At 33.6% G+C, this 25912-nt stretch carries 21 protein-coding genes; 9 read left to right on the forward strand and 12 right to left on the reverse strand.

The genetic code is table 11. The features are described from left to right. The first annotated feature begins 29 nt into the window (after positions 1–29). The 3 genes from BUB42_RS05400 to BUB42_RS05410 all read left to right on the forward strand — a co-directional run bounded on the left by BUB42_RS05400 (position 30) and on the right by BUB42_RS05410 (position 4807). Positions 30–1673, forward strand: a complete 1644-nt coding sequence (locus BUB42_RS05400) for a glycoside hydrolase family 16 protein (RefSeq protein ID WP_073017975.1) — start codon at positions 30–32, stop codon at positions 1671–1673. Positions 1674–1744: 71 nt separating this feature from the next. After that, entirely contained in the window at positions 1745–4045 is a 2301-nt protein-coding gene (gene bglX, locus BUB42_RS05405; RefSeq protein ID WP_073017977.1) for a beta-glucosidase BglX, read from the forward strand. A gap of 6 nt (positions 4046–4051) precedes the next feature. After that, on the forward strand, positions 4052–4807 hold the full coding sequence (locus BUB42_RS05410; protein WP_073017979.1) for a glycoside hydrolase family 16 protein: 756 nt from the start codon (positions 4052–4054) through the stop codon (positions 4805–4807). A gap of 225 nt (positions 4808–5032) precedes the next feature. Here the strand turns inward: BUB42_RS05410 and BUB42_RS05415 are convergent, their stop codons facing one another. From BUB42_RS05415 to BUB42_RS05425, 3 genes are all read right to left on the reverse strand, one after another. Continuing rightward, entirely contained in the window at positions 5033–5935 is a 903-nt protein-coding gene (locus tag BUB42_RS05415) for an alpha/beta hydrolase (RefSeq protein ID WP_073017981.1), read from the reverse strand. A 29-nt stretch (positions 5936–5964) separates the two neighbouring features. Beyond that, entirely contained in the window at positions 5965–6627 is a 663-nt protein-coding gene (locus tag BUB42_RS05420; RefSeq protein ID WP_073017983.1) for a DUF2306 domain-containing protein, read from the reverse strand. Positions 6628–6813: 186 nt separating this feature from the next. After that, on the reverse strand, positions 6814–7686 hold the full coding sequence (locus tag BUB42_RS05425; protein WP_073017985.1) for a LytTR family DNA-binding domain-containing protein: 873 nt from the start codon (positions 7684–7686) through the stop codon (positions 6814–6816). A gap of 633 nt (positions 7687–8319) precedes the next feature. Between BUB42_RS05425 and BUB42_RS05430 the strand changes: the two genes are divergently transcribed. Beyond that, positions 8320–8904, forward strand: coding sequence for an RNA polymerase sigma factor (locus BUB42_RS05430; RefSeq protein WP_073017987.1), 585 nt, complete (start codon positions 8320–8322; stop codon positions 8902–8904). Positions 8905–9173: 269 nt separating this feature from the next. On the opposite strand, the gene BUB42_RS05435 is transcribed toward BUB42_RS05430, so the two are convergent. Further along, the gene (locus tag BUB42_RS05435) at positions 9174–9833 is read right to left on the reverse strand and encodes an endonuclease III domain-containing protein (protein WP_073017988.1); all 660 of its coding nucleotides are present in this window, start codon (positions 9831–9833) and stop codon (positions 9174–9176) included. 236 nt (positions 9834–10069) lie between these two features. Between BUB42_RS05435 and bcp the strand changes: the two genes are divergently transcribed. Next, the gene (bcp, locus tag BUB42_RS05440) at positions 10070–10522 is read left to right on the forward strand and encodes a thioredoxin-dependent thiol peroxidase (protein WP_073017990.1); all 453 of its coding nucleotides are present in this window, start codon (positions 10070–10072) and stop codon (positions 10520–10522) included. Between the two features lie 2871 nt (positions 10523–13393). Here the strand turns inward: bcp and BUB42_RS05445 are convergent. Beyond that, positions 13394–14854 (reverse strand): nicotinate-nucleotide adenylyltransferase, encoded by a 1461-nt coding sequence (locus BUB42_RS05445; protein WP_073017992.1) that lies wholly within the window; start codon positions 14852–14854, stop codon positions 13394–13396. Positions 14855–14948: 94 nt separating this feature from the next. On the opposite strand from BUB42_RS05445, the gene BUB42_RS05450 reads away from it, so the two are divergent. Both BUB42_RS05450 and BUB42_RS05455 read left to right on the forward strand, forming a co-directional pair. Continuing rightward, a complete protein-coding gene (locus tag BUB42_RS05450; protein WP_073017994.1) occupies positions 14949–15713 on the forward strand; it encodes an MBL fold metallo-hydrolase in 765 nt (254 codons plus the stop codon). A 12-nt stretch (positions 15714–15725) separates the two neighbouring features. Next, positions 15726–16226: a hypothetical protein gene (locus tag BUB42_RS05455; protein WP_073017996.1), complete on the forward strand. Its 501-nt coding sequence runs from the start codon at positions 15726–15728 to the stop codon at positions 16224–16226. Between the two features lie 70 nt (positions 16227–16296). Here BUB42_RS05455 and BUB42_RS05460 read toward each other — a convergent pair whose 3' ends face one another. The 4 genes from BUB42_RS05460 to BUB42_RS05475 all read right to left on the reverse strand — a co-directional run bounded on the left by BUB42_RS05460 (position 16297) and on the right by BUB42_RS05475 (position 20566). Further along, the gene (locus BUB42_RS05460) at positions 16297–16950 is read right to left on the reverse strand and encodes an alpha/beta hydrolase (RefSeq protein ID WP_073017998.1); all 654 of its coding nucleotides are present in this window, start codon (positions 16948–16950) and stop codon (positions 16297–16299) included. A 73-nt stretch (positions 16951–17023) separates the two neighbouring features. Beyond that, on the reverse strand, positions 17024–17350 hold the full coding sequence (locus BUB42_RS05465) for a hypothetical protein (protein WP_073018000.1): 327 nt from the start codon (positions 17348–17350) through the stop codon (positions 17024–17026). A 4-nt stretch (positions 17351–17354) separates the two neighbouring features. Continuing rightward, the gene (locus BUB42_RS05470) at positions 17355–18608 is read right to left on the reverse strand and encodes a dihydroorotase (RefSeq protein WP_073018002.1); all 1254 of its coding nucleotides are present in this window, start codon (positions 18606–18608) and stop codon (positions 17355–17357) included. A gap of 29 nt (positions 18609–18637) precedes the next feature. Continuing rightward, entirely contained in the window at positions 18638–20566 is a 1929-nt protein-coding gene (locus BUB42_RS05475) for a BatA domain-containing protein (protein ID WP_073018004.1), read from the reverse strand. A gap of 312 nt (positions 20567–20878) precedes the next feature. Between BUB42_RS05475 and BUB42_RS05480 the strand changes: the two genes are divergently transcribed. Continuing rightward, entirely contained in the window at positions 20879–21991 is a 1113-nt protein-coding gene (locus tag BUB42_RS05480; protein ID WP_073018006.1) for a lactonase family protein, read from the forward strand. Positions 21992–22071: 80 nt separating this feature from the next. Here BUB42_RS05480 and BUB42_RS05485 read toward each other — a convergent pair whose 3' ends face one another. The 3 genes from BUB42_RS05485 to BUB42_RS05495 form a co-directional block, all read right to left on the reverse strand. Continuing rightward, positions 22072–23424, reverse strand: coding sequence for a DEAD/DEAH box helicase (locus tag BUB42_RS05485; protein WP_073018007.1), 1353 nt, complete (start codon positions 23422–23424; stop codon positions 22072–22074). Positions 23425–23501: 77 nt separating this feature from the next. Then, on the reverse strand, positions 23502–24266 hold the full coding sequence (locus tag BUB42_RS05490; RefSeq protein ID WP_073018009.1) for a TIGR02757 family protein: 765 nt from the start codon (positions 24264–24266) through the stop codon (positions 23502–23504). A 142-nt stretch (positions 24267–24408) separates the two neighbouring features. After that, entirely contained in the window at positions 24409–25101 is a 693-nt protein-coding gene (locus BUB42_RS05495) for an ABC transporter ATP-binding protein (RefSeq protein WP_073018011.1), read from the reverse strand. Positions 25102–25247: 146 nt separating this feature from the next. Here BUB42_RS05495 and msrA point away from each other — a divergent pair, with 146 nt between their 5' ends. Beyond that, positions 25248–25895: a peptide-methionine (S)-S-oxide reductase MsrA gene (gene msrA / locus BUB42_RS05500; protein ID WP_170857189.1), complete on the forward strand. Its 648-nt coding sequence runs from the start codon at positions 25248–25250 to the stop codon at positions 25893–25895. Positions 25896–25912 lie beyond the last annotated feature (17 nt).

Consider the following 25912-nt stretch of genomic DNA (forward strand, 5'->3'; position numbering starts at 1 on the left):
AACACTAACAACATACAAAAACAATTAAAATGAAAAAAATAATTATAAATATCGTATCTGTACTTGTCCTTCTCTTGATGGTCAATTGCCAGGATGAAAATCTAGTTTTTGGATCACTGGATACTCCCACTGATTTAAAAGTTACTGCTGAAATAATTGGCAAGTCTGCTGCTTTGCCTAATGGCGATGGTTCTGGTAAAGTCAGGTTTTCAAGTACCGCAAAAAATGCTATCTCCTTTAAATATGTTTTTAGCGACGGCATTACAAAAAATGCTCCAAGTGGCGTTTTAGAAAATTCTTTTGCAACGCCTGGGGTAAATACTTATACGGTTACTGTTATTGCATCTGGTGCTGGCGGTATTGCTACTAATGTCACTTTAGAAATTACAGTGTTTAGTGATTTTAAAGATGAAGGTGCTGTGCAATTTTTAACCGGTGGTTCAAGCAGAAAATGGTATTGGGCACAAAGAGAACCTGGACATTTAGGTGTTGGGCCAAATGTTGCATGGTCTGATCCTACTTTTGGAACAAAAAATTATTTTCCAGATTTTTATGCGGCTGTTGCCAATGAAAAATCGGCCACTTGTTTATACAACAGCGTGATGACGTTCTCTTTAGTTGCGCAGCAAATGCGATTTGAACTAGACAATAAAGGCCAAACTTTTTACAATGGTGCATTTAAAGGTGGTGGCGATGATGCTTGTTATGATCTAAATACTAGTGGTTCTAAAATCGTTACTTTAAGTAAATCGGAATCATTTATCACTAAAAATCCTGACAGTGCCACTCAAACGAGAGGGACCATAGTAAACATAGCTGACGGCGGTTTTATGGGTTATTTTGTGGGAACCAGTTCTTATGAAATTTTGTCAATTACTGATAACCGTATGGTTGTTCGAGTAATTCAATCAGGTAATCCATTTTTAGCTTGGTACCACACTTTTACAACATCGCCGCCCGGAGCTGCAGTAACGCCGCCACTAACAGCAAATTATACTGTTTTAAAATTTTCTGATGAATTTAATACTGACGGTGCTCCCGATCCTGCAAAATGGGGTTATGACTTAGGAGCAGGAGGTTGGGGAAATAATGAATCTCAAACTTATACAAGTGCTGCTGATAATGTAATTGTTCAAGGTGGAAATCTAAAAATCACAGCTAAAAAAGTAGGAACAGGATATACATCTGCCCGACTAAAAACTGAGAATAAATATGAATTTACCTATGGTCGAATAGAAGTAAGAGCTAAACTACCTGCAGGTGCAGGAACTTGGCCAGCAATATGGTCGCTCGGGCAAGATTATGCAACTAATACTTGGCCAAAATGTGGTGAAATTGATTTCATGGAACATCGAGGTAATGATCCTAATGTAATTCATGGTTCTCTGCATTATCCTGGAAATTTTGGCGGAAACGCTAATACCGCTAAAACAACAATTGCAAATGCATCATCTGAATTTCATATTTATAAAACAGTGTGGAGTCCGGCTTTGATCCAGTTTTATGTAGACGATGTACTTTTTCACTCTTTTACAAATAGTGCTACAGTGCCCTTTAACAGTGATTTCTTTTTGATTTTGAATGTCGCAATGGGTGGCTCATTTGGCGGGGCAATTGATCCAGCTTTCTCACAATCAGCAATGGAAATTGATTATGTAAGGGTTTATCAATAAAATTTTTAATAAGTGTAAATTATCAAAAGGTTGGTTCTTTTACCTACCTTTTATTTTGTAAAAGAATCAATATGAAAAATAGATCCATCATAGCGGTATTAGTCGTAACGGTTCTAATAACAACAGGCTGCAGCAACAAAATTTTAAAATCTCCAGTTCCTTATTCTAAAGAAAGTATTTTGGATACCAAAGTAGATTCGGTGCTTCAACTAATGACTTTAGAAGAAAAAGTAGGACAGCTCAATCAATACAATGGGTTCTGGGAAATTACGGGGCCAACACCAAAAGAAGGTCAGGCCGCAAAGAAATACGATGATTTAAAAAAAGGGTTGGTAGGATCAATGCTTAACGTAAGAGGAGTGAAGGATGTACGAGCATTACAAAAAATTGCGGTCGAGCAAACTCGGTTAGGGATTCCACTACTATTTGGATTTGATGTTATTCATGGCTATAAAACTATTAGTCCAATTCCGCTAGCAGAGGCAGCTAGTTGGGATCTAGAAGCTATAAAAAAATCAGCTGCAATTGCTGCAGAAGAAGCGGCTGCTGTGGGACTAAACTGGACTTTTGCACCCATGGTTGATATTTCCAGAGACGCACGCTGGGGTCGGGTAATGGAGGGCGCGGGTGAAGATCCGTTTTTGGGAAGTAAAATTGCAGTAGCAAGAGTTCAAGGTTTTCAGGGGGAAGATTTATCGGCTACCAACACTATTTTGGCTTGCGCCAAACATTTTGCAGGCTACGGATTTGCAGAAGCAGGAAGAGATTATAACACAGTTGATATAAGTGAAACAGTGTTGCAGAACACTATTTTTCCTCCCTTCAAAGCGGCTGTTGATGCAGGTGTGCGAACTTTTATGAACTCTTTCAACGAGTTAAACGGAATTCCTGCAACAGGAAGTTCGTATTTACAAAGAGAAATACTCAAGGGCGAATGGAAATTTGATGGATTAATGGTCTCTGATTGGGGATCAATCAACGAGATGATCGCGCATGGTTATGCTAAAGACAGCAAACATGCTGCGGAGATAGCTATTAATGCAGGTTCTGACATGGATATGGAATCCAGTGCTTATGTTACTCATTTAGTAGAATTAGTCAAAGAAGGTAAAGTAAAAGAAAGTGTAATTAATGATGCTGCAAGACGAATCTTGAAAGTAAAGTTTGAGTTGGGATTATTTGAGGATCCCTATAAATACTGTGATGAAAATAGAGAATTGACGACTGTTGGAAAACAAGAGTTTCAAGAAGGGGTTTTGGATATGGCTAGAAAGTCAATCGTGCTTTTAAAAAATGACAAAGAATTATTACCCTTAAAAAAATCAGGTCAGAAAATTGCCGTTATTGGCGCTTTGGCAAATGATAAAACGAGTCCGTTGGGAAGTTGGAGAATCGCTGCTGATGATAATTCGGCAGTATCAGTTTTGGAAGGTTTACAAAAGTATACTGGCAATCAGTTGACCTACGCAAAAGGAGCTGACGTAACAGAGGGAAGAACACAATTTATTTGGGAAACTAAAATTAACATGATTGACAAAAGTGGATTTACCGAAGCCTTAGCGGTTGCAAAACAAGCCGATATTGTTATTATGGTTTTAGGAGAACACGGTTTACAATCAGGTGAGGGAAGAAGTAGAACTGACATTGGACTGCCTGGAGTTCAGCAAGAATTGCTAGAAGCTATTTATAAAGTAAATGCTAATATAGTTTTGGTTTTAAATAATGGTCGGCCGTTAGCAATTCCTTGGGCAGATGAAAATATTCCTGCAATTGTTGAAGCGTGGCAGCTAGGAACACAAAGCGGAAATGCAATTGCTGAGGTGCTATATGGAGATTATAACCCAAGTGGAAAATTGCCAATGACATTTCCGCGAAATGTGGGGCAGGTTCCTATTTATTACAATTTTAAAAATACTGGAAGACCAGTTATGAATGAGCCAGAAAGTGTGTTTTGGTCGCATTATATCGATGAAAAAAATACGCCTCTTTATGCCTTTGGTCACGGACTCAGTTATTCTAAAGTTGAATACGCTAATTTGCAATTATCATCTCCTTCATTTACTAAAAATGGCAAAATAGAGGTTTCTGTAACTGTAAAAAATACTGGAAAAGTTAAAGGAAAAGAAGTAGTTCAATTGTATATTAGAGATTTAATAGGAAGTACCACGCGTCCTGTAAAAGAGTTGAAAGGATTTGAAATGATTGAATTGCAACCCAACGAAACCAAAAAAGTAGTATTTATAATCAATGAAAAAACTATTGAATATTTTACTGCCAATAGAAAATGGGAAGCTGAGAACGGAGATTTTAAAGTGTACATTGGAGGAAGTTCAGTAACAAAACTGGAAGGTGATTTTCAATATTCTAATTAAACTAAAATGAAAAAAATCATAGTACTATTACTTGTTGTCCAATTTTCTTTTGCACAACAGAGTACGCGCAAACTAGTTTGGGAGGAGAATTTTGACGGTAAATTTTTAAATGAAAAAAGTTGGAACTTCGAGCTTGGCGATGGCTGTCCTAATTGTGGTTGGGGAAACAACGAAAGGCAATTGTACACCAACGAAAATCACAAAGTAGCAGAAAATAAACTAGTTATTACGGCAAAAAAAGAAGGCGACAAATATACTTCGACTCGGTTGACTACCAAAGGCAAAAAAGAGTTTAAATACGGCCGGTTTGAAGCGAGAGCAAAACTACCTGTTGGTCAAGGAGTTTGGCCGGCATTTTGGATGTTAGGTTCCAATATTAAAGAAGTTGGCTGGCCTAAATGTGGTGAAATTGATATTTTAGAATATATTGGTAAAGAGCCTAATATGGTTTTTACCTCATTGCACACACAAGACAGTCACGGAAATACAATTAATACCAAGAAAACTAGATTTGATATTATAGAACAAGGTTTTCATATCTATGCTGTGGAATGGACAAAAGATAAAATGGATTTCTTTGTAGATGAACAATTAGTATATACGTTCCAACCTGAGAATAAAACGGAGGCGGTTTGGCCTTTCGATCAATCATTTTATTTGATTGTTAATATGGCAATTGGAGGAAACTTTGGCGGTCCAGAAGTTAACGATACAATTCTTCCTCAGGATTTTATTATTGATTACATTAAAGTTTATCAATAATTTTAAATTTTATAATAAAAATTAAAGCCTGATTATTTCAGAAATAATCAGGCTTTATTTATTCGTTATTTCGATTATTTGATACTTTTAGATAATCACACAGTATTATTATCCAGCTCTCTGAATTGTTCTTTACATAGTAAATATAATGACCGGCGTTAAAAGTTGTGCAAATATTCCCGACACCTCACCCACACACTGTCTTCACATTTTGATTAATAATATTTATTTCATACCCATAATTGTACCATCTATTTTATCTAAATCTGAAGCATTAGCCTCTAAATGTTTCCCGTTAATTTTTAGAAATTGTTTGTTGGGTGAAATCGCATTAGTGTAAATGCGTTCAGCGTTGATAAACGGGATTACAGTATCGTCTGCACTGTGGACAATTAATAATGGTTTTTTTATTTGTGAAACATAGTTTTCAGACGCATATATTTCTTTAACAAAAAGGCGAGTCATTATCTTTTTTCTATTTCCATCACTTGCTAAATCTTTGTGATTGGAAAAGGCACCTTCCGTAACAATTCCATCCACTTTATCTTGCATTTTTGCAGCTACACAAATGGCCAAGTTTCCCCCGTAAGACACGCCGTGAATAAATAGCGGTAAACTGGAAATGTCGTTTCTTGTTTTCACATAATTTATGGCGTCTTCTCCATCCTTTAACAATTGCTTTCTAGTCGCTTTTCCTTTTGAAAAGCCAAATCCGCTGTAGTCAAAAATAAACACCTGATAACCCTTTTTCACTAATGGCAAAATAAATTTCATTTGATAAAGCAAATTACTCCCGTTACCGTGAAAATGGATTAAAGTTGCTTTCGGGTTAAGGTCTTTTGGTTTTAACATCCAGCCATGTAACAAATATCCATTTGTAGAAGGAAAGTTGATACTTTCTATCGTATAAACTAATGTTACTGATTGGTTATTTTTATCGAAAAAGCTTGGTTGGTGGTTTTTCCCAGCAAAAGTTATGATCATAGAATCAGTAGCTGTTTTGTTTACTACTAATTTTTCTAAATTGTCTTGAAATTTTGTAGGGTTTAAAAAGTTTTTGTTGAACGCGCAAGATGTCATTAAGAATGCGCCTAAAATTAATGCGATTTTGTGGAATTGTGTCTTCATTTTGTTTTGTTTTTAAATTTAAAATTGATTTATATCTTAGTTTGAAATTGATTTACTTTGTTTTTTACTAATTTTTTTGCAATCGGAATGATAATTAAGCTGGGCAGAATCCATAGAATCCATCCTTGATTTATTTGCACATTCACCACAATAAAAGCAGTTACTGTTGCAACATAAGCTCCTGCCATTCGCATTGCGTGTGTATTAATCCAATAGAATTTATTAGTGAAAGCTTTATTGAATTTTCTACCATCTGAAACGCCTAAAAAGATTGATATAGAACCAAAAAACAGGCATACTACACCAAAATTATTATTAGATTGAAATAAAAAAAAGGCGAGAATAAGTATCGATATCCCAACTGAGATGCCGGTTATTGAAATTACATAATCAACAAATGTTGGTTCTAACTTATTTTTAGTAATGCTTTTTAGTTGCAGGATTCGTAGTCCCGTACAAGTCAAATAAAAACTAAAGAAACCTATTAGCAATAAAAAATGATTCGTTTTCATCAAACACATTAATGTACTTGTGATGAAAATAAATAACATAGCATAAAAAAATACTTTTCCAGCAATTTTATGTGTTTTGATCGAATTGGTTTTTGATATTGCGACAGTTCCTGATGCTAAACCTGCGAAACCGCTTATGATGTGAATGATTAATACTAAAGTATAAATTGTTGCATACATAACTTTCTGTTTTAAATTGTTTCGTTGAATTTGAACAAGACAAAATTGCGAGAAAAAAAGGTGCAAGAAATAAATTAGGGCTGTGTGACAACAAAAAGCGCTAATATGTTACAAATGGGAAGTTTTGGGTTAAAAAGGAGGGTCTTTTAGGGACAAACGGGAAGCCACTAACCGCCGAAGTACCTATTAAATTGTTATTTTTTGCTTAATAGTCGCATTTAAACTTCGACTTACCGGCACTAAAAATGGTAGAAGATTAATATTTAATTTATAACCCTGCGCATTACCAGAAAGTTGTGATACATTATTTAAGTTAACATAAAAAGATTTGTGGCAACGAAAAAAATAATGAGGTAGATTGTTTTGATTTTCTAATTTTTTTAAGCTCATTCTAAATATTACCTTTTTTAAATTATGATTATTTAAATAGTAAATCGTGATGTAATTTTCTTCCGCTTCAGCGCATAAAAAATCACCCGCTTCTATTTCTAATTCTTCGGAAATATTATCTCCAATGAATCGAACAATTTCTATTCTAGGAGTCATTTCTTCTGAAATAATATCTTTTTTTATTCTGTTTTCATTAATATTCTTAGCTTCACTCTTATATTTTTGAACCAATAATTGTTGTTTAAAAAGTACTGAAAACAGCACTGGAAAAAGGGCAAAACCAAAAGTATATTTTAGTATTGAAAAGAATCCACTGAATGAAAAAGACAACTTATAAAAAAATTGCGTGGCCAATAAATTGACTATTGCAATAGAGCCGACAATAAATAATAGAAAAACAATTTCCTTAATTACGGTCCATTTTTTTTCATCAAAAGTTTTAGGAAATAGAACGGGTAAACCAACTGCTATCAACAACGATGTAATAAAAGTTATTAATCCATATAAAAGACCAATTTTGAGTATTAAGTTTGAATTTTCATTATTTAATCCAAAAGGTTGAAAGAAATAAAAAATAGAAAAAATAATAATTCCTGCAAAAGAACAGATCAAAAAAGCAGTTTTCTTATTATTAGGGAGCGGGTAAGGTTGCGTAAATATATTTGCCATTGTGAAAATAATTCTAAAGTTTAAAAATACGTTAAAATCATTTACGAGCCAGGAAAATAGTTTGTATTTTTGCTAAAAAATTAACTTTTTTTTAAATAAAAACACCATTTTTTCAATGTTTTGTTTTTTATTTAACTAAAAAATTCTGTTGCAACCCTGAGCTCCTCGAAGTGTTTTTCAAAAAATTGACGTTTTTAAAAATACAGTTTGCTCTTATTTACTCTGCCTTCAAAGTCGTAACAATGAGAAAAAAATCTCTGTAATGCAGCTCCCATATAAATAATCGCAAATACTGCATTATAAAAACGCAAAACACTTTACAATATAAAACCTGCTTTACAAAAAGCAAAAACGAGCTAATTCAATATAAAAAAAGTCCAAAGATATTTTTCCTTTCAAATAAAATAAAAAATTAGAAATCGACGAAACACCTTTCGACAAGGAAACGAACTGACATCTTAAATATTATTTTTTTTTATTCCTGAAACGTTATTTTATTTTGTTTATTTGCAAAGAACAAAAAAATTTTGTTAAATTTGACCCCGTAACAATCTTAAACAATTTAAGCCTATAATTGAAAACTACTTTTTAGAGCAATCTATACATTATAATTAATAACTAAAAAGTAAAATTATGGCTATTACAAACCTCCCAGACGCGTTATTAGTTAAGGAATATGTCGCAGGTAACGAAGAAGCATTGTCTGCTTTAATAAAAAGACATCAATCAAAAATTTACGGCTTCATCTATTCTAAAATTCCAGATAAAGATATTACTAACGATGTTTTTCAAGATACTTTTATTAAGGTAATCAAAACTTTGAAATCAAATTCCTATAATGAAGAAGGCAAATTTTTGCCTTGGGTCATGCGTATTTCGCATAATTTAGTTGTCGATCATTATCGCAAAACCAAGAAAATGCCATTGTATAGAGAAACAGAAGAGTTCTCTATTTTCTCAATAATGTCTGATGACTCTTTGACTATTGAAAATAAAATAATAGCAGATCAAGTTGAAATGGATTTAAAAAGACTAATTGAAGAACTTCCTGCTGATCAAAAGGAGGTTTTGGTAATGCGTATGTACCAAGATATGAGTTTTAAAGAAATCTCTGAATCAACGGGTGTCAGTATCAATACCGCTTTAGGAAGAATGCGTTATGCATTGATGAATTTAAGAAAAGTAATTGATAAACACCAAATTGTTTTAACCAATTAACAATATACTAAAATTAGCTGCGTTGTAATATAAAACTAAACTATAGTACTACATGGCAAAAATTTACTCAAAAAAACAACTGGTGTCCTCTTCAATGAAACCAGCTGCTGAGACAATTTCTTTTTTAATAAGCTACTCAAAAGCTTTAAGCATTATAAAAATAAATAATGTTAATTTTGAAATTATCTCGAACTAAGAACTCCGCATTGAAAAAGTGATTTTTCAATAGAAAAAAACAAAAAAATCTGAATGTTTTCGGCTGAAAATATTCAGATTTTTTTATTTTTTAAATAGGTGGTAATAACCGTTTTCCGACCTATAGTTTTTGTTATAATATCTTTCTCCAAATCCCAAGCGCGAGCGGGCGAATATTCCCTTCCGTACCAAATAATTTGCAAGTGTAAATCATTCCAAGTTTCCTCAGGAAAAATTCTTTTTGCATCTTTTTCCGTTTGAACAACATTTTTTCCATTAGTCAAATTCCATCGATACATCAATCTATGAATGTGCGTATCCACCGGAAAAGCTGGCACACCAAAAGATTGCGACATTACAACACTTGCCGTTTTGTGCCCTACAGCTGGTAATTCTTCAAGAAATTCAAAACTTTGAGGAACTTTTCCGCCGTGTTTATTAATCAAAATATGCGATAAACCATGAATTCCTTTTGACTTCATAGGCGATAAGCCACAAGGCCGAATAATATCTTTTATTTCCTCCACTGTCATCTTTATCATATCATACGGGTTGTCAGCACGCGCAAAAAGCAGTGGTGTAATTTGATTTACGCGAACATCAGTACACTGAGCTGATAATAAAACCGCAATTAACAAAGTATAAGGATCTTTGTGATCTAGTGGAATTGGGATAGTAGGATACAATTCTTTTAACGTATTTATAACAAAAGTTACCCGTTCCTGCTTATTCATTTTTGTATTTTTATAATTGTAAAAATAGTTTAATTTTCATTATGTGCCTAATCCAGCTGTTCATTGCAAGTCCTCCTTCATAAAACTTTTTTTCTAAGTTCATAAAGGAGCTTCCTGTCGGTCGCTCTTTATAAACAAGAAAAAATATTTTTTTTCAGTCCGGGCTTTTCATTTCCATCTGGGGCATAAATCCGAGCTATCATTCAAAGTTATCTAATTAATCAAATAATAAATACATGACAACATTAAAAAAAGGCGATAAAGCACCCAGTTTTTCAGGTGTCGATCAAGACGGTAAATCACATCAATTAGCTGATTATGCTGGTAAAAAACTAGTTGTTTTTTTCTACCCAAAAGCAAGCACGCCAGGATGTACCGCCGAAGCCTGCGATTTGCGAGACAACTTTGCGCGTTTCCAAGCTAATAATTATGAATTGCTGGGCGTAAGTGCTGATTCAGCAAAAGCCCAAGCCAAATTCAAAGAAAAATATGAATTTCCTTTTCCGCTATTGGCAGACGAAGATAAATCAGTAATTCAAGCTTTCGGAGTTTGGGGACCTAAAAAATTTATGGGAAAAGAATACGATGGAATCCACAGAACTACTTTTATAATAGACGAAAACGGAATCATAGATGAGGTAATCGATAAAGTAAAAACTAAAGAACATGCTGCACAGATTTTAAAATAGTAGTAGCGTTAATTATTTAGAGTTTTAAACGCTATCAAGTTTTTCCATTCCTTTTGATGCAGTTTGTCACGCTGAGGGCGTCCCAATAATGTTGCTCTCGCGTGGTGAGACGCTTCCAGCGTGACAATTTTAATATGTAAAATAACCTAACAAATAGCGCGACTTAAATTGTATTCAGATTAACTAAAAAACTTTTCCATTCCTTTTCAAGCAGTTTGTCACGCTGGAAGCGTCCCAATTTCCTTTTGATGCAGTTTTTCACGCTGAGGGCGTCCCAATAATGTTGCTCTCGCGCGGTGTGACGCTTCCAGCGTGACAATTGGACTTCTTAAAATACCTTTATAAATAGCGCTACTTAAATTGTATTGGGATTAACTAAAGTTTTCCATTCCTTTTGATGCAGTTTGTCACGCTGGAGGCGTCCCAATAATGTTGCTCGCGCGTAGTGAGACGCTTCCAGCGTGACAATTGGACTGTATAAAATACCCTTACAAATAGCGCTACTTAAATTGTATTGGGATTAACTAAAATTTTCCATTCCTTTTGATGCAGTTTGTCACGCTGGAGGCGTACCAATAAGGTTGCTCTCGCGTAATGCGACGCTTCCAGCGTGACAATTGGATTAAGTAGAACACCGTTAGAAATAGATTAAAAAGAATTTTACCTTTACAAATAGCGCTACATAAATTGTATTCAGATTAACTAAATAATTTTCCCATTCCTTTTGATGCAGTTTGTCACGCTGGAAGCGTCCCAATAAGGTTGCTCTCGCGTAATGACGCTTCCAGCGTAAAAATTGGACTAGGTAAAATACCCTTCCAAATAGCTTAAAAAGAATTTCTAGTATTTAGCTACAAAGTTTACTATTCCTTTTGATGCAGTTTGTCACGCTGGAGGCGTATTAATAATGTTACGCGCGCGCGGTGAGACGCTTCCAGCGTGACAATTGGATTAGGTAAAATACCATTAGAAATAGCGTAACTTAAATTGTATTGGGATTAACTAAAATTTTCCATTCCTTTTGATGCAGTTTGTCACGCTGGAGGCGTCCCGATAATGTTGCTCTCGCGTGGTGAGACGCTTCCAGCGTGACAATTGGACTTCTTAAAATACCTTTAGAAATAGCGCTACCTAAATCATATTCAGATTAACTAAATAATTTTCCCATTCCTTTTGATGCAGTTTGTCACGCTGGAGGCTTATTAATAATGTTACTCGCGCGCGGTGAGACGCTTCCAGCGTGACAATTGGATTGGGTAAAATACCATTAGAAATAGCGTAACATAAATTGTATTCAGATTAACTAAATAATTTTCCCATTCCTTTTGATGCAGTTTGTCACGCTGGAGGATTACCAATAAGGTTGCTCTCTCGTAATGCGACGCTTCCAGTGTGACAAGTTGATTGGGTAAAATACCCTTCCAAATAGCGGCACATAAATTGTATTCAGATTAACTAAATAATTTTTCCATTCCTTTTGATGTAGTTTGTCACGCTGGAGGAGTCCCAAATGTTGCTGTCGAGTGGTGAGACGCTTCCAGCGTGACAATTGGACTTCTTAAAATACCTTTAGAAATAGCGCCACCTAAATCGTATTGGGATTAACTAAGAAATTTTTCCATTCCTTTTGATGCAGTTTGTCACGCTGGAGGCTTATTAATAATGTTACTCGCGCGCGGTGAGACGCTTCCAGCGTGACAATTGGATTGGGTAAAATACCATTAGAAATAGCGTAACATAAATTGTATTCAGATTAACTAAATAATTTTCCCATTCCTTTTGATACAGTTTGTCACGCTGGAGGATTACCAATAAGGTTGCTCTCTCGTAATGCGACGCTTCCAGTGTGACAAGTTGATTGGGTAAAATACCCTTCCAAATAGCGGCACATAAATTGTATTCAGATTAACTAAATAATTTTCCCATTCCTTTTGATGCAGTTTATCACGCTGGAGGCGTCCTAATAATGTTGCTCTCGCGTAATGCGACGCTTCCAGCGTGACAATTGTACTTCTTAAAATACCTTTATAAATAGCGCTACCTAAATTGTATTCAGATTAACTAAATAATTTTCCCATTCCTTTTGATGCAGTTTGTCACGCTGGAAGCGTCCCAATAATGTTGCTCTCGCGTAATGACGCTTCCAGCGTAAAAATTGGACTAGGTAAAATACCCTTCCAAATAGCTTAAAAAGAATTTCTAGTATTTAGCTACAAAGTTTACTATTCCTTTTGATGCAGTTTGTCACGCTGGAGGCGTATTAATAATGTTACGCGCGCGCGGTGAGACGCTTCCAGCGTGACAATTGGATTAGGTAAAATACCATTAAAAATAGCGTAACATAAATTGTATTCAGATTAACTAAATAATTTTCCCATTCCTTTTGATGCAGTTTGTCACGCTGGAAGCGTCCCGATAATGTTGCTCTCGCGTAATGCAACGCTTCCAGCGTGACAATTGGATTGGGTAAAATACCATTAGAAATAGCGTAACATAAATTGTATTCAGATTAACTAAAAAATTTTTCCATTTCTTGTGATGCAGTTTGTCACGCTGGAGGATTACCAATAAGGTTGCTCTCGCGTAATGCGACGCTTCCAGCGTGACAATTGGATTAGGTAAAATACCATTAGAAATAGCGCCACATAAATTGTATTCAGATTAACTAAATAATTTTCCCATTCCTTTTGATGCAGTTTGTCACGCTGGAAGCGTCCCGATAATGTTGCTCTCAAATGATGAGACCCTTATAGTGCGACAATTATATTAACTACAATATTTTTTTTATGAAAAACTTTCATTAATTCAACCTAAAAAAAATCCCTGACTGTATTCACAATCAAGGATTTTATATCAAAAAATTTGTAAAGCTTAAATCGTTTCTTTTAAAACCTTATTTGGTTCAAAACCAAAAAGCTGATGTTCTTTTATGATCTCTGCAATACCAGAAGGAAGCATCGTTTCCCAGCCTGGTTTTCCGTGATTAATCATATTTAAAACCTCTCTTGAAAATACTTCTAAGATCGTAGGGTCAAAATTATTTATATCGACCACTTTCCCATTGAATTTAAAGAATTTATACAATTCTTTCATTCTAGGATGCACTTTTAGAGTATCAGAAGTAATTATTTCTCCATTTTCCCCCACCATTGGATATAAGAAAACTTTCATATCGCGGTAAAATAATTTTCCAAAAGCCTCTAATATTCCTCCACTTAAATGGCGATAGTACTTCTCGTCAAAAATATCTACTAAATTATTGACACCCATTCCAAGTCCCATGCGTGCTTTAGTATAATTAGAGAAATATTCAACCACTTTATAATATTCCTGGAAATTCGAAATCATAACTGTTTGCCCAAGTGAACAAAGTAATTCAGCGCGATCCATGAAATCACGTTCGTCAATTTCTCCATCAGAACGAAGGTTTGATAAAGTAATTTCAAAAACTACAAGTGTATTTTCCTTTTCTACTTTATTCTCATTCAAAAACATTTTTAATGATTTCTCATACATGTCCATATTCACCTTTGTAACAGGGCGAAAACTTCCTCTAAAAGCTAGAATGTTTTTCTTATACAAGATGGATGCAGGCAAAATATTTTTTCCGTCGGGATTAAACATTACTGCATCTGTCATTCCGTTTTTTACAAGTTGTAAACTCATTAAACGATTATCTACATCGGCAAAACGAGGTCCTGAAAAATTTATGGTATCTATTTCTAGCTGATCTTTGTCTAAATGGTCGTATAAATAGCGAAGTAGCCTTTTAGGATCATTGTATTTGTAATATGCTCCGTAAATTAAGTTTACACCTAAAGTTCCCAGCGTTTCTTGTTGTAAACGAACATCAGTTTCTTTAAAACGAATATGAAGAATTATTTCATTGTAATCTTCATCTGGTTCAATTTGATAACTAATTCCAACCCAACCGTGTCCTTTAAATTGCTTAGCAAAATCGATAGTTGCGACTGTATTTGCATAACTAAAAAACATTTTGTTGGGGTGTTTTTCCCGACTTAATCGTTGTTCAATCAAATTTACTTCATGGGAAAGCATTTTTTTGAGTCGGCTTTCCGTCACATATCTTCCGTCTTCTTCAATACCATAAACAGCATCACTGAAATCTTTATCGTATGCCGACATTGCTTTTGCAATTGTTCCTGAAGAGCCACCAGCTCTAAAAAAATGTCTTACAGTTTCTTGTCCTGCTCCAATTTCTGCAAAAGTACCGTATATGTTTTCATTTAAGTTGATACGTAGTGCTTTATCTTTTACTGAAGGGATTTGTTCGATGATTCTATCACCTTTTAATTTTATTTCTGTATCCATTTTCTTTTAATATGGCTAATTTGTCGCAAAGTTAATGAAATAGGTTTCTCATGAAAGATAATTAACCCTATTTTTGTAAATAAAAACAACAAAATTGAAGGTATATTTTTTAGGAACTGGTACGTCACAAGGTATTCCTGTCATTGGCAGTAATCATCCCGTATGCAAAAGCACTGATTTTAAAGACAAAAGACTGCGGGTCGCTGTATGGATTCATTGGGACAATTTCTCTTTTGTCATTGACTGCGGACCTGATTTTAGACAGCAAATGCTTGCGTCTAATTGTCAATGCGTAGATGCAATACTATTTACTCATGAACACTCCGATCATACCGCCGGAATTGATGATATAAGGCCTTTTAATTTTAAACAAGGCGATATTCCAGTTTATGCACATGAGCGAGTTATAAGTAATCTTATTAAACGATTTGAATATGTATTTGAAACGGTAAATAAATATCCAGGAGCGCCATCTATTCAAACAAATGAAGTAATTGCTGGTCAATCTTTTATCATAGGAGATAAAACAGTAACTCCAGTAAATGTAATGCATGGAAATCTTCAAGTTTTTGGTTATCGAATAGATGACTTTGCTTATTTAACGGATGTAAAAACCATTGACGAAGGTGAAATTTCAAAGCTAAAAAATCTAAAAGTTCTGGTAATAAATGCGTTACGAGAAGAGGCTCATAATACACATTTCAATTTGAAAGAAGCGCTAGATTTTATAACTTTGGTGCAGCCCGAAAAAGCATATCTCACACATATTAGTCATGTAATGGGATTTCATGAAGAGGTTCAAAAAAAGCTACCTCCTAATGTTTTTTTGGCGTACGACAATCTAGAAATTGAACTATAATTACATTCAAAAATGAAAAAATCATTCTTACTCCTTTTATTCGTTCTTGCTTTTCTTTTTACTGTTTTTACCTATATGTTTTTAAGTAAACAGGTAAAATACGAACAAGATAGATACAAAAAAACAACTACGAAGTTGCGCGATAGTATTAGTCTTGTAAAAACTAAATTAGTCGATGCTAACTATTTTTCTCTGGAAAATAATGAAAATGCCCAAAACTATTTTGATGGCGGAAGCGCTGAAAAAACGATCCAATACGAAAAACTAATTCCTGTGGTAACTGAGAAGTTATTAGATTTGAATGCTAATCCTAAAGGGAATCCTTACACCGGACAAGATCAAATAGGAGCTAATAAATTTATCATCAACAAAGTAAAAATTCTAAACCACAGATGGATTATTGCTGATTTTAGCGATGGCGAATATTGGGGCGAAGTGTTGTTGAAATACTTTGTCAATGACGATGAAAGCATCTCTTTTGAAGTTAATCAATCTTTATTATACCAAAAATAAAAATAGTTGTACATGATCTTACTTTGAACTGCAGTTTGCTAAAATTGGTTTTATCAAACTGCAATTCAAATTATTTATTATTGTCTAATAACCAATTCTTAAAATCATAGAAATTTTGTGGAGCCACACCGTGACCTATTGGGTATTCCTTGTAGGTTACTGCTATTCCCAAATTTTCTAGTATTGCGGGAGTTTTTCTAGCCCAAGCTACAGGAATTACTTGATCTACTGTTCCATGTGATGCAAATATTTTTAAAGTGGAAAGGGAATTTTTAAGATAATCATCAGCAACTATATCTAAATTCAAATAACCACTCATTGCTACTACTTTTTGGACTTTTTCTGGATAAGAAAGTGCAACTGCATAACTCAAAATAGATCCTTGGCTAAAGCCAATTAAGGAAACATTCTCAGCATCAATAGCATAATTTTGAACTAATTCATCTATAAATTTAGCTATTAAATCTCTTGAACTTCTGGCTTGTTCGTTATCTGAAAACTTGTTTTGATCCGCATCAAAATTGATAGCGTACCAAGCATAACTTCCGTATTGCATGTCATAAGGAGCACGAGCCGAAATGATGTAATAATCTTCTGGAAGCTCCTCCGCAAACGAAAATAAATCCGCTTCATTGCTACCGTAACCATGCAATAAAAGCAAAAGAGGGTTTTTATCTGCCTTTACTTTTGGCTCTCTTATTTTATATTCTAATGATAAATTCATTTTGATGTCGTGATTTGTGCGGCTTATTAATTTTTAAATTTCGAAATAAGGGTATTGGACTTTAAATTACAAATTAGGAGATACCTGATAGCCATTTTTGATAGAAAGCTCCTAACAAAGGAACCGGTTTTGTTTCGCCTTTTATAGCGCTTGTGATCCCGTAAGACCATAGTACTAAAATAAAAATCCACATGGGAGCTGAAATCATCAAGCTATCAAAATGACTAATTATTAATCCCAGCGAAATGAAAGTTAAAGTAATTCCTAAACCCTGCCTGATGTGGAACGAAGCAAACGCATTTTTGTCCTCGGAGTTCATAGACATAGCTATAAAAACACCAATTCCTAAAATATAACTAGTTATTGCTGCCGTTTTTCCTGATTCAATATTGTTGTTCATTATTCTATGATAAAATTAATTGTCCTTTATTCACAATTCCGTGAACTTTTCCTTGCATTTCTATTCCTATAAATGCTGAATTTTTTGATTTTGACAAAATTGATGCTTTTGTAAAAACACTTTTTGGTTCGGGATTAAATAACGTCAAGTTTGCTTTTTTACCTGCATCAATACCTTGCATTTCTAAACCGAATCTCATTTTTCCAGTTGTCAATTTGTCGATTATAGTCTCTAATGGTAGAACAGTCATCAAAGCTCCAAAAGCACTTTCTAATCCAATTGTCCCATCTTTTGCGCCGTCAAATTCCATTTTTTTGTGCTCAATATCAATTGGATTATGATCTGAGGTAATCATATCGATAATTCCGTTTTTTATGCCGTTTAGTAAAGCTTGTCTATCGGTTTCTGTTCGTAGCGGTGGTAAAACTTTATATCTGGTGTCGAATTGTTCTAGTTTTTCATCAGTTAAAACTAAGTGATGCACGGCAACGCTACAACTCACATCTAGTCCACTGGCTTTGGCTTGTGCGATTAATTCAACTGATTTTGCGGTCGAGATAGTCGGGATATGTAATTTTCCACCTGTATATTCCAATAAAAATAGATTTCTGGCTATTTGTAATTCTTCGGCGAGATTGGGATTTCCTTTTAATCCTAATCTAGTGGAAACAATCCCTTCATTAGCCACTCCGTTTCCTTTTATATTTTCGTCTTGGCAAAATGCAATAATGAGACCATCAAAATCCTGTACATATTGCAATGCAATCTTTAGCACATTAGCATTAGCTAAGCTTTTATTATAATCTCCAAAAGCGATTGCGCCCGCTTTTTTCATGTCAAACATCTCAGCCATATCTTTTCCAGCGCTTTCTTTACTCAATGCACCAATTGGAAATAATTCAGTCGCAGATCCAGTTGATTTATTTAAAACAAAATTCACTTGTGATTGATTGTCAATAATAGGGTTGGAGTTGGGTTGCAAAGCGATAGCCGTAAATCCACTTTTAGATGCGACTTTAAGACCATTTGAAATAGTTTCCCGGTCTTCAAAACCTGGTTCACCTAGCGATACGCTACTGTCAAACCAACCTTGAGAAACATGCAAATTCTCAAGTTTTAATTCGTCAAAATTTTCAGTATTAGAAAGTGATTTTCCTATTTCTTTTATCAAACCATCAACAATTAAAATATCTACAGTCTTATTGTGAAAAGGACTTTGAGCGTCGATAATTTTGGCTTCTCTGATGATTAATTTCATATTTTTATTGATTATTTAGCCTTAGTTATTTACTTGACATATCGTATAATTGCCATTTCAGTAAATAAAAATAACAGCGCAAAGATAACAAACCATTTCCAGATTTGATTATCAGTTCGTTCAGTTTGTAGTTTATCAAAAAGCGATTTTATCGATTCAACTGTTTTGTAGTTGGAGCGCACACTTTCATTGGCTATAGCCAAATCACTTTCGGTTCTTTCGTAGTTAAAACTGATATTTTCTATAGCTTCTTTTTTATTGAAAATAGTGAAGTTACCCGCTTGTTTTGGATAATCACCAAAAGTCATTTTCACTTTATTATTTAAAATTTGTTGTAAAGGAATGAATTGCTCATCGGTATTTTTCAATGTTAAAATGGCATCTTTATTCAGAGACACTTCGGTAAAATAAGTATCATTTTTACCAATAACGAGAGCGTTGACGCCATTTTTTTGATTGTATTTTGCCATTTTATAAAAAGTAGGAACTATAAGCGGCGATTGCTGAAAATTAGAATTTTCTACCGAAATAGGAGCTGCAAAAACCGCCACTTTACCTATTGGATTATTAGTAGATGTCAAAAAAGAAGTTTGATCTTCGTAAGACAAAACAGCAGGATACGAGCTCGATAAAGCGAATGATTTTTTAACTTTTGGAAATTGAAAATTAATTATTTTTTTTTCAAAAACGCTGTTGTAAATGGGATGGTTAAAATTGATTTTAGTAATCAATTTTTCTTTATCCTCAAGTGAACTGAATTTTATATTTCCAAAATTAGAAACCAAAGAATTTAAATTTGAAATGGAACCAAGTGCTGATGGAATTACTATCAAATTCCCGCCTTTGTTTACAAAAGATTTTAAAGTAGTGCTTAATGCTTGTGGAAATTCATCTAATTCATTCAGTACAATTGCATCTTGATCTTCTAGTTTATTAAAATCTAGTTCGTTTAAAGTGTACGAATTGAAATTAAATTCTTCGGCAGTGTAAATTCGAGAAAGGAAATTGTTTTTTGCATTGTCACCAATACTAATTACGTTTGTTTTTTGAACTTTTGAAATGCTGAAATATAAAGTATTATCATAACTCAAACCCTTGTCAACAACAGATACGTATCCGTGAAAAGCTTGTTTTGGAATGGTAAAATTAATACTCTTTTTTAGGGTATTCAATGTTACTGAAGTTTTCGCAATGAGTTTTTTATCGTTATAAAGTGATATTGGAGTGGAATCAAAATTTTGCCCATAACCTGATAATTGAACATTTATTTCATAAAATTGATCTAATGTTTTCTCAATAAAAACGCTGTCTATTGAAACATTGTTTTTTTGTACTGCTTTTGGGATTATAAAAATTGGAGACTCTTCTTTATCAAGATTTTTAAGCTGCTTTTCATCAATTCCAAGTCCATCTGTAATAATTACAATATCCTTTTTAAATGGGGTTTTATGCACTTTTAATTTGGAAATAATATTATCTAACCTAAAAGAAGTTGCACTGTATTTTAGATTTTGAAGCTCACTACGAATGCTTTTAATATCCGTATTCCAGTAATTTTCTGTATTGGTTAACAATGAGAAATTTACGTTTTCTGGCGTTTCTTGCAGCAAATCTTGAACTGCTCGTTTTAGCAATTCGCCTTTGTTTCCTTTGGCTTGCATGCTAAAAGAATTGTCAAGAATTATATACAGTTCGTTATTTGCGTTTTTATTGTCCCGTAATTCAAAAAACGGTTGCGCAAAAGCGATAATTATGCAACTTAGCAATAACATGCGACAAGCCAGCAGTAACCATTTCTTAATTTTAGAACTTTTTCTAGTTTGAATTGTAATTGCTTTTAAGAACTGCACGTTCGTAAAATATTCTTTTTTAAAACGTCGCAATTGGAATAAATGAACCAAAATCGGAACTACTAATGCAAATAAAAAGTATAAAATTTCGGGATTTCTAAAGTGCATTCTCAATTAGATTTACTTCGTTGGTTTTTAATTTTAATAAGGTTCATTGAATTTTATTGGTCAAAAATACAAATTTGTTTAAAGTTTTTCGACACGAATTTCCTGAATTATCACAAATTGTAATCTTTTATAATTTGAGTGCATAAATTCTCGATTATTTAGAATTTGTGTAATTAAAATAAATTTTTACTCCTGTAAATTTCTATAATCCACGTCTAATCTTTTTTAATAGCGAACGGACTGAAAGCAACTACTTTTTTAATTTGTTTAACAATATAAAGTGTATTTTAGCTTCGTAACAAATTTAAAAATATGAAAAATTCTCATTTACTTATTTTTTCTCTCTTTACTTTTATTAATGTGCAGTCGCAAAATAATAAATTTAATTTATTGATTGGGACATATAGCAACAAATGTGATAGCAAAGGAATTTATGTTTACGAATTTGATATAAAAACAGGGGATTTCAACTTTAAAAACGCAACAGAAAATGTGATTAATCCAAGCTATTTATCATTTTCAAAGGATAGTAAAGTAGTTTATGCCGTAAATGAATATGGTGGCAAAAGTACAGTAAGTTCATTTAAATATGATGTAACTAACGCTAAGCTGAATTTGTTAAACAAACAAGAGGCTGGAGGAGCTGATCCTTGTCACATTATTAATGATGACAAAAATATTATTACTGCTAATTATTCGAGTGGAAATATCTCCGTTTTTGGTAAAAATAATGATGGCAGCATAACCGAAGTAAAACAGTTAGTGCAGCATTTTGGAAAAGGAATAAATGCGCAACGACAAAAAAGTCCGCATGCACACATGGTTTATTTCTCTCCCGATAAAAAATACGTTTTAGTGACTGATTTGGGAAATGACAATTTGTATTCATATACGTATAATGCAGAAGCAGCTAACGAAATCTTAAAAATTAAAGATACTATTTCTGTAAAAGCTGGCGGCGGACCAAGACATTTAACCTTCAGTAAAGACGGGAAATTTGTTTATCTATTGCAAGAATTAGATGGCAATATAACTATTTACAGTTATTTAGACGGTACTCTTAATAAAATTTATGAGGCTACAATTATTTCAAAAGATTTTATAGGAACAATTGGCGCTGCTGATATTCATATTTCTCCCGATGGAAAATTTTTGTACGCAACAAATCGCGGAACGGCAAATGATATTTCGATTTTTAAAATTCTTAAAAGCGGAAAATTAGAATCTGTAGGACAAACTAGTACTTTGGGAAAAACACCAAGAAATTTTGCAATCGATCCAAGCGGTAATTTTTTATTAATTGCCAATCAAAATTCGAATGAAATTGTGGTTTTGAAAAGGAATAAAAAAACTGGAAAACTAACTGATACTGGTAAGAAAATCAATTTATGTTCACCAGTTTGTTTGGTTTTTGTAAAAGATTGAATTAGCGGTGAACAGTTTACTCGCTGAGCACAGAAGCACTGTCAACTAATTACTAAACGCTAGAAACTGAACACTGACCACTATTTATTCTTATCTTTTCGTTTTTTATTTCTTGTTTTTAACATGTTTCTGTTAACTGATCCGTGCGTTTTTTTCTTAGTTACGCCTGGACCACCTAAGTTGACTTTTTTATTCTTTTTGCTTTTTTCTTGAAATGCGCCATCACCATCTAATTTTTGTTTTTTCATCAAAAATTTTATTGGTTGTCTGTCTTTTTCAGGTTCGATTAGTTTTGATGAAATTTCTACTGTTTCAGGGAACTCTTCGATTGATAATTCCATATTCATCAGCACTTCAATTTCAACTTTGTACTCTTCTTCTCGCGGTGCAATTAAACTGATAGCAGTTCCTTTGGCATCAGCACGACCCGTTCTACCTATTCTGTGCATATACAATTCAGGTAATTCTGGCATTTCAAAATTTACAACATGAGTAATATTCGAGATATCTAAACCTCTAGCCATAATATCTGTAGTGATCAACCCGCGTAAATTGCCTTCTTGGAATGAAGCCATCGTACTCAATCGATAATTTTGCGATTTGTTAGAGTGAATAACTCCAAATTGATCTTCAAAATCTTCCTCAATTCGTTCTTGAACTAAGTCGGCTATTTTTTTATTATTGACAAACACTAAAACACGACTCATGTCCTCGTTATTTTGCAACAAGTGTTTTAATAAATTTATTTTAGTATTAAAGTTAGGCGCTTGATATGTAATTTGTTTGATGTTTTCCAATGGCGTTCCTGATGCCGAAAGCGTAACTTCTTCAGGATAATCAAAATAATCATTCAAAATAGCATCTACTTCATCAGTCATCGTAGCAGAGAAAAGTATGTTTTGACGTTTTTTAGGCATCATCGCCAGAATAGCGGTTAACTGCGTTCGGAAACCTAAGTTTAACATTTCGTCAAATTCGTCGATCACCAGTTTTTGCATTTCTTCAAATCGAATTACATTATCTAGTGTTAAGTCCATGATTCGACCTGGAGTTCCTACAAGTATATCACAACCTGTATAAACGATGGTTTTTTGGGTATTGATATTCACCCCACCGAAAATTCCAACGGTACGAACCGACATGTATTTTGTCAATTTTTCAACTTCTTCAACTACTTGAACAACTAATTCACGAGTAGGAACTAGAATTACTATTTTAGGAGTGTGCCCAGGAGTAAATTTATAAAGTTTTAATAATGGTAGTAAGTAAGCAAATGTTTTTCCAGTACCAGTTTGAGCAATACCCATCATATCTCTTCCCGACATAATTACCGAAAAAGTTTTTTGTTGAATGGGTGTTGGTGTTGTAAATCCTAAATCATCAATTGATTTTTGTACTGATTTAGGAAGGTTGAATTGCTCAAAAGTGCTCATAAATTGCTATTTTGTGCAAATGTACGTTAAAAAAAAGTATTTTAGTATTTTGTGGTTTTTAAGTCTATACCAAAATTTTAAAATCCTTCAAAAACGCCTAATCCAAACAAAGCAAAATCGTATTTTACAGGATCTTTACTATCTAATTTTCGGAGTTGAAGATCTAGTTCAGCAACCGCTTTTCCATCATTTTGTTTCCGAGTTAATAAACTCAGTTTTCTGGCTACATTTCCAGAATGTACATCAAGAGGGCAAGATAATGCAGCTGGTGAAATACTTTTCCAAATCCCTAAATCAACACCTTTGTTATCTTGACGAATCATCCACCGCAAATACATGTTAATGCGCTTTGCTGCCGAGTTGTTCAATGGATCTGAAACGTGTTTTTGGGTTCTATTTAAATGCGGAATCTCAAAAAATAATTTTTTGAATTCATGAATACTTTTTTGCATGGAATCAGCTTGTTGATTTTTACTGAAAACAGCTTCTAATCCACCGTGATTTTGATAGATATTTTTCAAACTTTGGATAAAACTAGAAAAATCTGTTCCATTAAAAGTTCGATGAACAAAGGATTCTAATGCTTCTAAATCTTTTTCAGAATGCGACATCACAAAATCATAAGGCGCATTTCCCATTAGTTCCATCATATTATGAGAATTTTTGATTATCATTTTGCGATTTCCCCAAGCAATTGTCGCGCTTAAAAAACCTGCAATTTCAATATCTTCCTTCTGAGTAAATAAATGTGGAATCTGAACTGGGTCACTTTCTATAAATTCGAGTGTGTTGTATTGAAGAACTTTTTCGTCCAGAAAATCTTTTAATTCTGAGTTGGTCATAGTCGAAAACAGTTTGTTTGGTAAATTTAATTTAGAAATGTTTGAGCGAACAAATTTTAAATGGTAGCATTACAATTTAAAAATTCGCGGCCCATTTATGATAATTGCTGAAGGTTTGCCACTAGCAAAATTGATATAATTTTTAATTGCTAATTTGTCCATCGATCATAATTAATTTTCGATCTGCCATATTGGCCAAATCTTCATTATGAGTTACAATTACAAAAGTCTGACCTAATTCATCTCTTAATTTAAAAAAAAGCTGGTGCAAATTTTCAGCAGAAGCCGTGTCTAAATTCCCAGAAGGCTCATCGGCAAATATAATTGCTGGTTTGTTGATTAATGCTCTTGCAACAGCCACACGTTGTTGTTCGCCTCCCGAAAGTTCGTTTGGTTTATGATTGATTCGATGCGAAAGTCCAAGGTAATCCAATAACTTTTTGGCTTCGATTTCTGTTTCTTGTTTGGATTTATTTGCTATGAACGCAGGGATACATACATTTTCTAAAGCGCTAAATTCTGGTAATAATTGATGAAATTGAAATATAAAACCTAGATTCAAATTTCTAAATTTAGATAAAGTTTTATCATTCATTTTCATAACATCTTGATTATTTATCAATAAAGAAGTTTCTGTTTTTTGATTTTCTGTTCCTCCATTCTGAGGTAACGGGCTAGGGTGGTCTAGTGTTCCTAATATTTGTAAAAGTGTTGTTTTTCCAGCGCCAGATGCACCAACTATAGAGACAATTTCTCCTTTTTCAATATATAAATCAACTCCTTTCAAGACATGTAATTGATCGTAATATTTATGTAAATTTTTGATAGATATCATCCTTTGAGTATTTTTACAAAGAAACAAAGATTTTAATTAGTTTGAATTGCAAACCTTTTTATTTTACTTTCACAAAGTATAAACTTTAGTTAACGCAATTTTTTTGGTATCCTTAAATGAATAACTTTGGTCGTTAAAATAAAATCATGAAACGAATAATCGGACTTTTTTTAGCATTATTGCCTTTTTCATTTTGTGCAAAGGAAAAGAATATTGTGGTACCAAAAGGCGTAGAAACAAAAAATATGGAAGTAGAAAATGGAGTAGAAAAAGCGACATTCGCTGGAGGATGTTTTTGGTGTACAGAAGCAGTTTTTTTAGAATTAAAAGGAGTGAAAACCGTGGTTTCGGGATATATTGGTGGTAAAACCATTAATCCAACTTACAGCGAAATTGGAACAGGAGAAACTGGACACGCTGAAGCAATTGAAATCACTTTCGATCCTGCTGTCATTAGTTTTGGAGAATTATTAGAGATATTTTTTGCAACGCATGATCCAACAACGTTGAATCGTCAAGGAGCTGATATAGGCACACAATATCGCAGTGAAATTTTTTATCATAATCCAACTCAAAAACAGATGTCACAGGATTATATAGCTTTGATGACAAGCGAAAATACTTTTGGAAAAGCTATTGTGACAAAAATTTCTGAAGCACCTAAATTTTATGTAGCTGAGGAATACCATCAAAACTATTACAATCAAAATAAATCGCAAGGATATTGCAGTTATGTGATTACGCCCAAAATTGATAAACTGAAAAAGTTATACCAAATGAAGCTTAAAAATTAATTGGCATTAAATTTGTC

The organism is Flavobacterium micromati, from assembly GCF_900129585.1.
In the GTDB taxonomy this organism is placed as follows: Bacteria; Bacteroidota; Bacteroidia; order Flavobacteriales; family Flavobacteriaceae; genus Flavobacterium; species Flavobacterium micromati.

Coding starts and splice junctions, on each gene's coding strand:
- BUB42_RS05415 (WP_073017981.1), bottom strand. CDS start 5,935: ATGAAGACACAATTCCACAAAATCGCATTAATTTTAGGCGCATTCTTA.
- BUB42_RS05495 (WP_073018011.1), bottom strand. CDS start 25,101: ATGATATCTATCAAAAATTTACATAAATATTACGATCAATTACATGTC.
- BUB42_RS05485 (WP_073018007.1), bottom strand. CDS start 23,424: ATGAGCACTTTTGAGCAATTCAACCTTCCTAAATCAGTACAAAAATCA.
- BUB42_RS05490 (WP_073018009.1), bottom strand. CDS start 24,266: ATGACCAACTCAGAATTAAAAGATTTTCTGGACGAAAAAGTTCTTCAA.
- BUB42_RS05460 (WP_073017998.1), bottom strand. CDS start 16,950: ATGAATTTATCATTAGAATATAAAATAAGAGAGCCAAAAGTAAAGGCA.
- BUB42_RS05410 (WP_073017979.1), top strand. CDS start 4,052: ATGAAAAAAATCATAGTACTATTACTTGTTGTCCAATTTTCTTTTGCA.
- BUB42_RS05480 (WP_073018006.1), top strand. CDS start 20,879: ATGAAAAATTCTCATTTACTTATTTTTTCTCTCTTTACTTTTATTAAT.
- BUB42_RS05455 (WP_073017996.1), top strand. CDS start 15,726: ATGAAAAAATCATTCTTACTCCTTTTATTCGTTCTTGCTTTTCTTTTT.
- bcp (WP_073017990.1), top strand. CDS start 10,070: ATGACAACATTAAAAAAAGGCGATAAAGCACCCAGTTTTTCAGGTGTC.
- BUB42_RS05470 (WP_073018002.1), bottom strand. CDS start 18,608: ATGAAATTAATCATCAGAGAAGCCAAAATTATCGACGCTCAAAGTCCT.
- BUB42_RS05475 (WP_073018004.1), bottom strand. CDS start 20,566: ATGCACTTTAGAAATCCCGAAATTTTATACTTTTTATTTGCATTAGTA.
- BUB42_RS05430 (WP_073017987.1), top strand. CDS start 8,320: ATGGCTATTACAAACCTCCCAGACGCGTTATTAGTTAAGGAATATGTC.
- BUB42_RS05425 (WP_073017985.1), bottom strand. CDS start 7,686: ATGGCAAATATATTTACGCAACCTTACCCGCTCCCTAATAATAAGAAA.
- BUB42_RS05400 (WP_073017975.1), top strand. CDS start 30: ATGAAAAAAATAATTATAAATATCGTATCTGTACTTGTCCTTCTCTTG.
- BUB42_RS05465 (WP_073018000.1), bottom strand. CDS start 17,350: ATGAACAACAATATTGAATCAGGAAAAACGGCAGCAATAACTAGTTAT.
- BUB42_RS05445 (WP_073017992.1), bottom strand. CDS start 14,854: ATGGATACAGAAATAAAATTAAAAGGTGATAGAATCATCGAACAAATC.
- BUB42_RS05420 (WP_073017983.1), bottom strand. CDS start 6,627: ATGTATGCAACAATTTATACTTTAGTATTAATCATTCACATCATAAGC.
- bglX (WP_073017977.1), top strand. CDS start 1,745: ATGAAAAATAGATCCATCATAGCGGTATTAGTCGTAACGGTTCTAATA.
- BUB42_RS05435 (WP_073017988.1), bottom strand. CDS start 9,833: ATGAATAAGCAGGAACGGGTAACTTTTGTTATAAATACGTTAAAAGAA.
- msrA (WP_170857189.1), top strand. CDS start 25,248: ATGAAACGAATAATCGGACTTTTTTTAGCATTATTGCCTTTTTCATTT.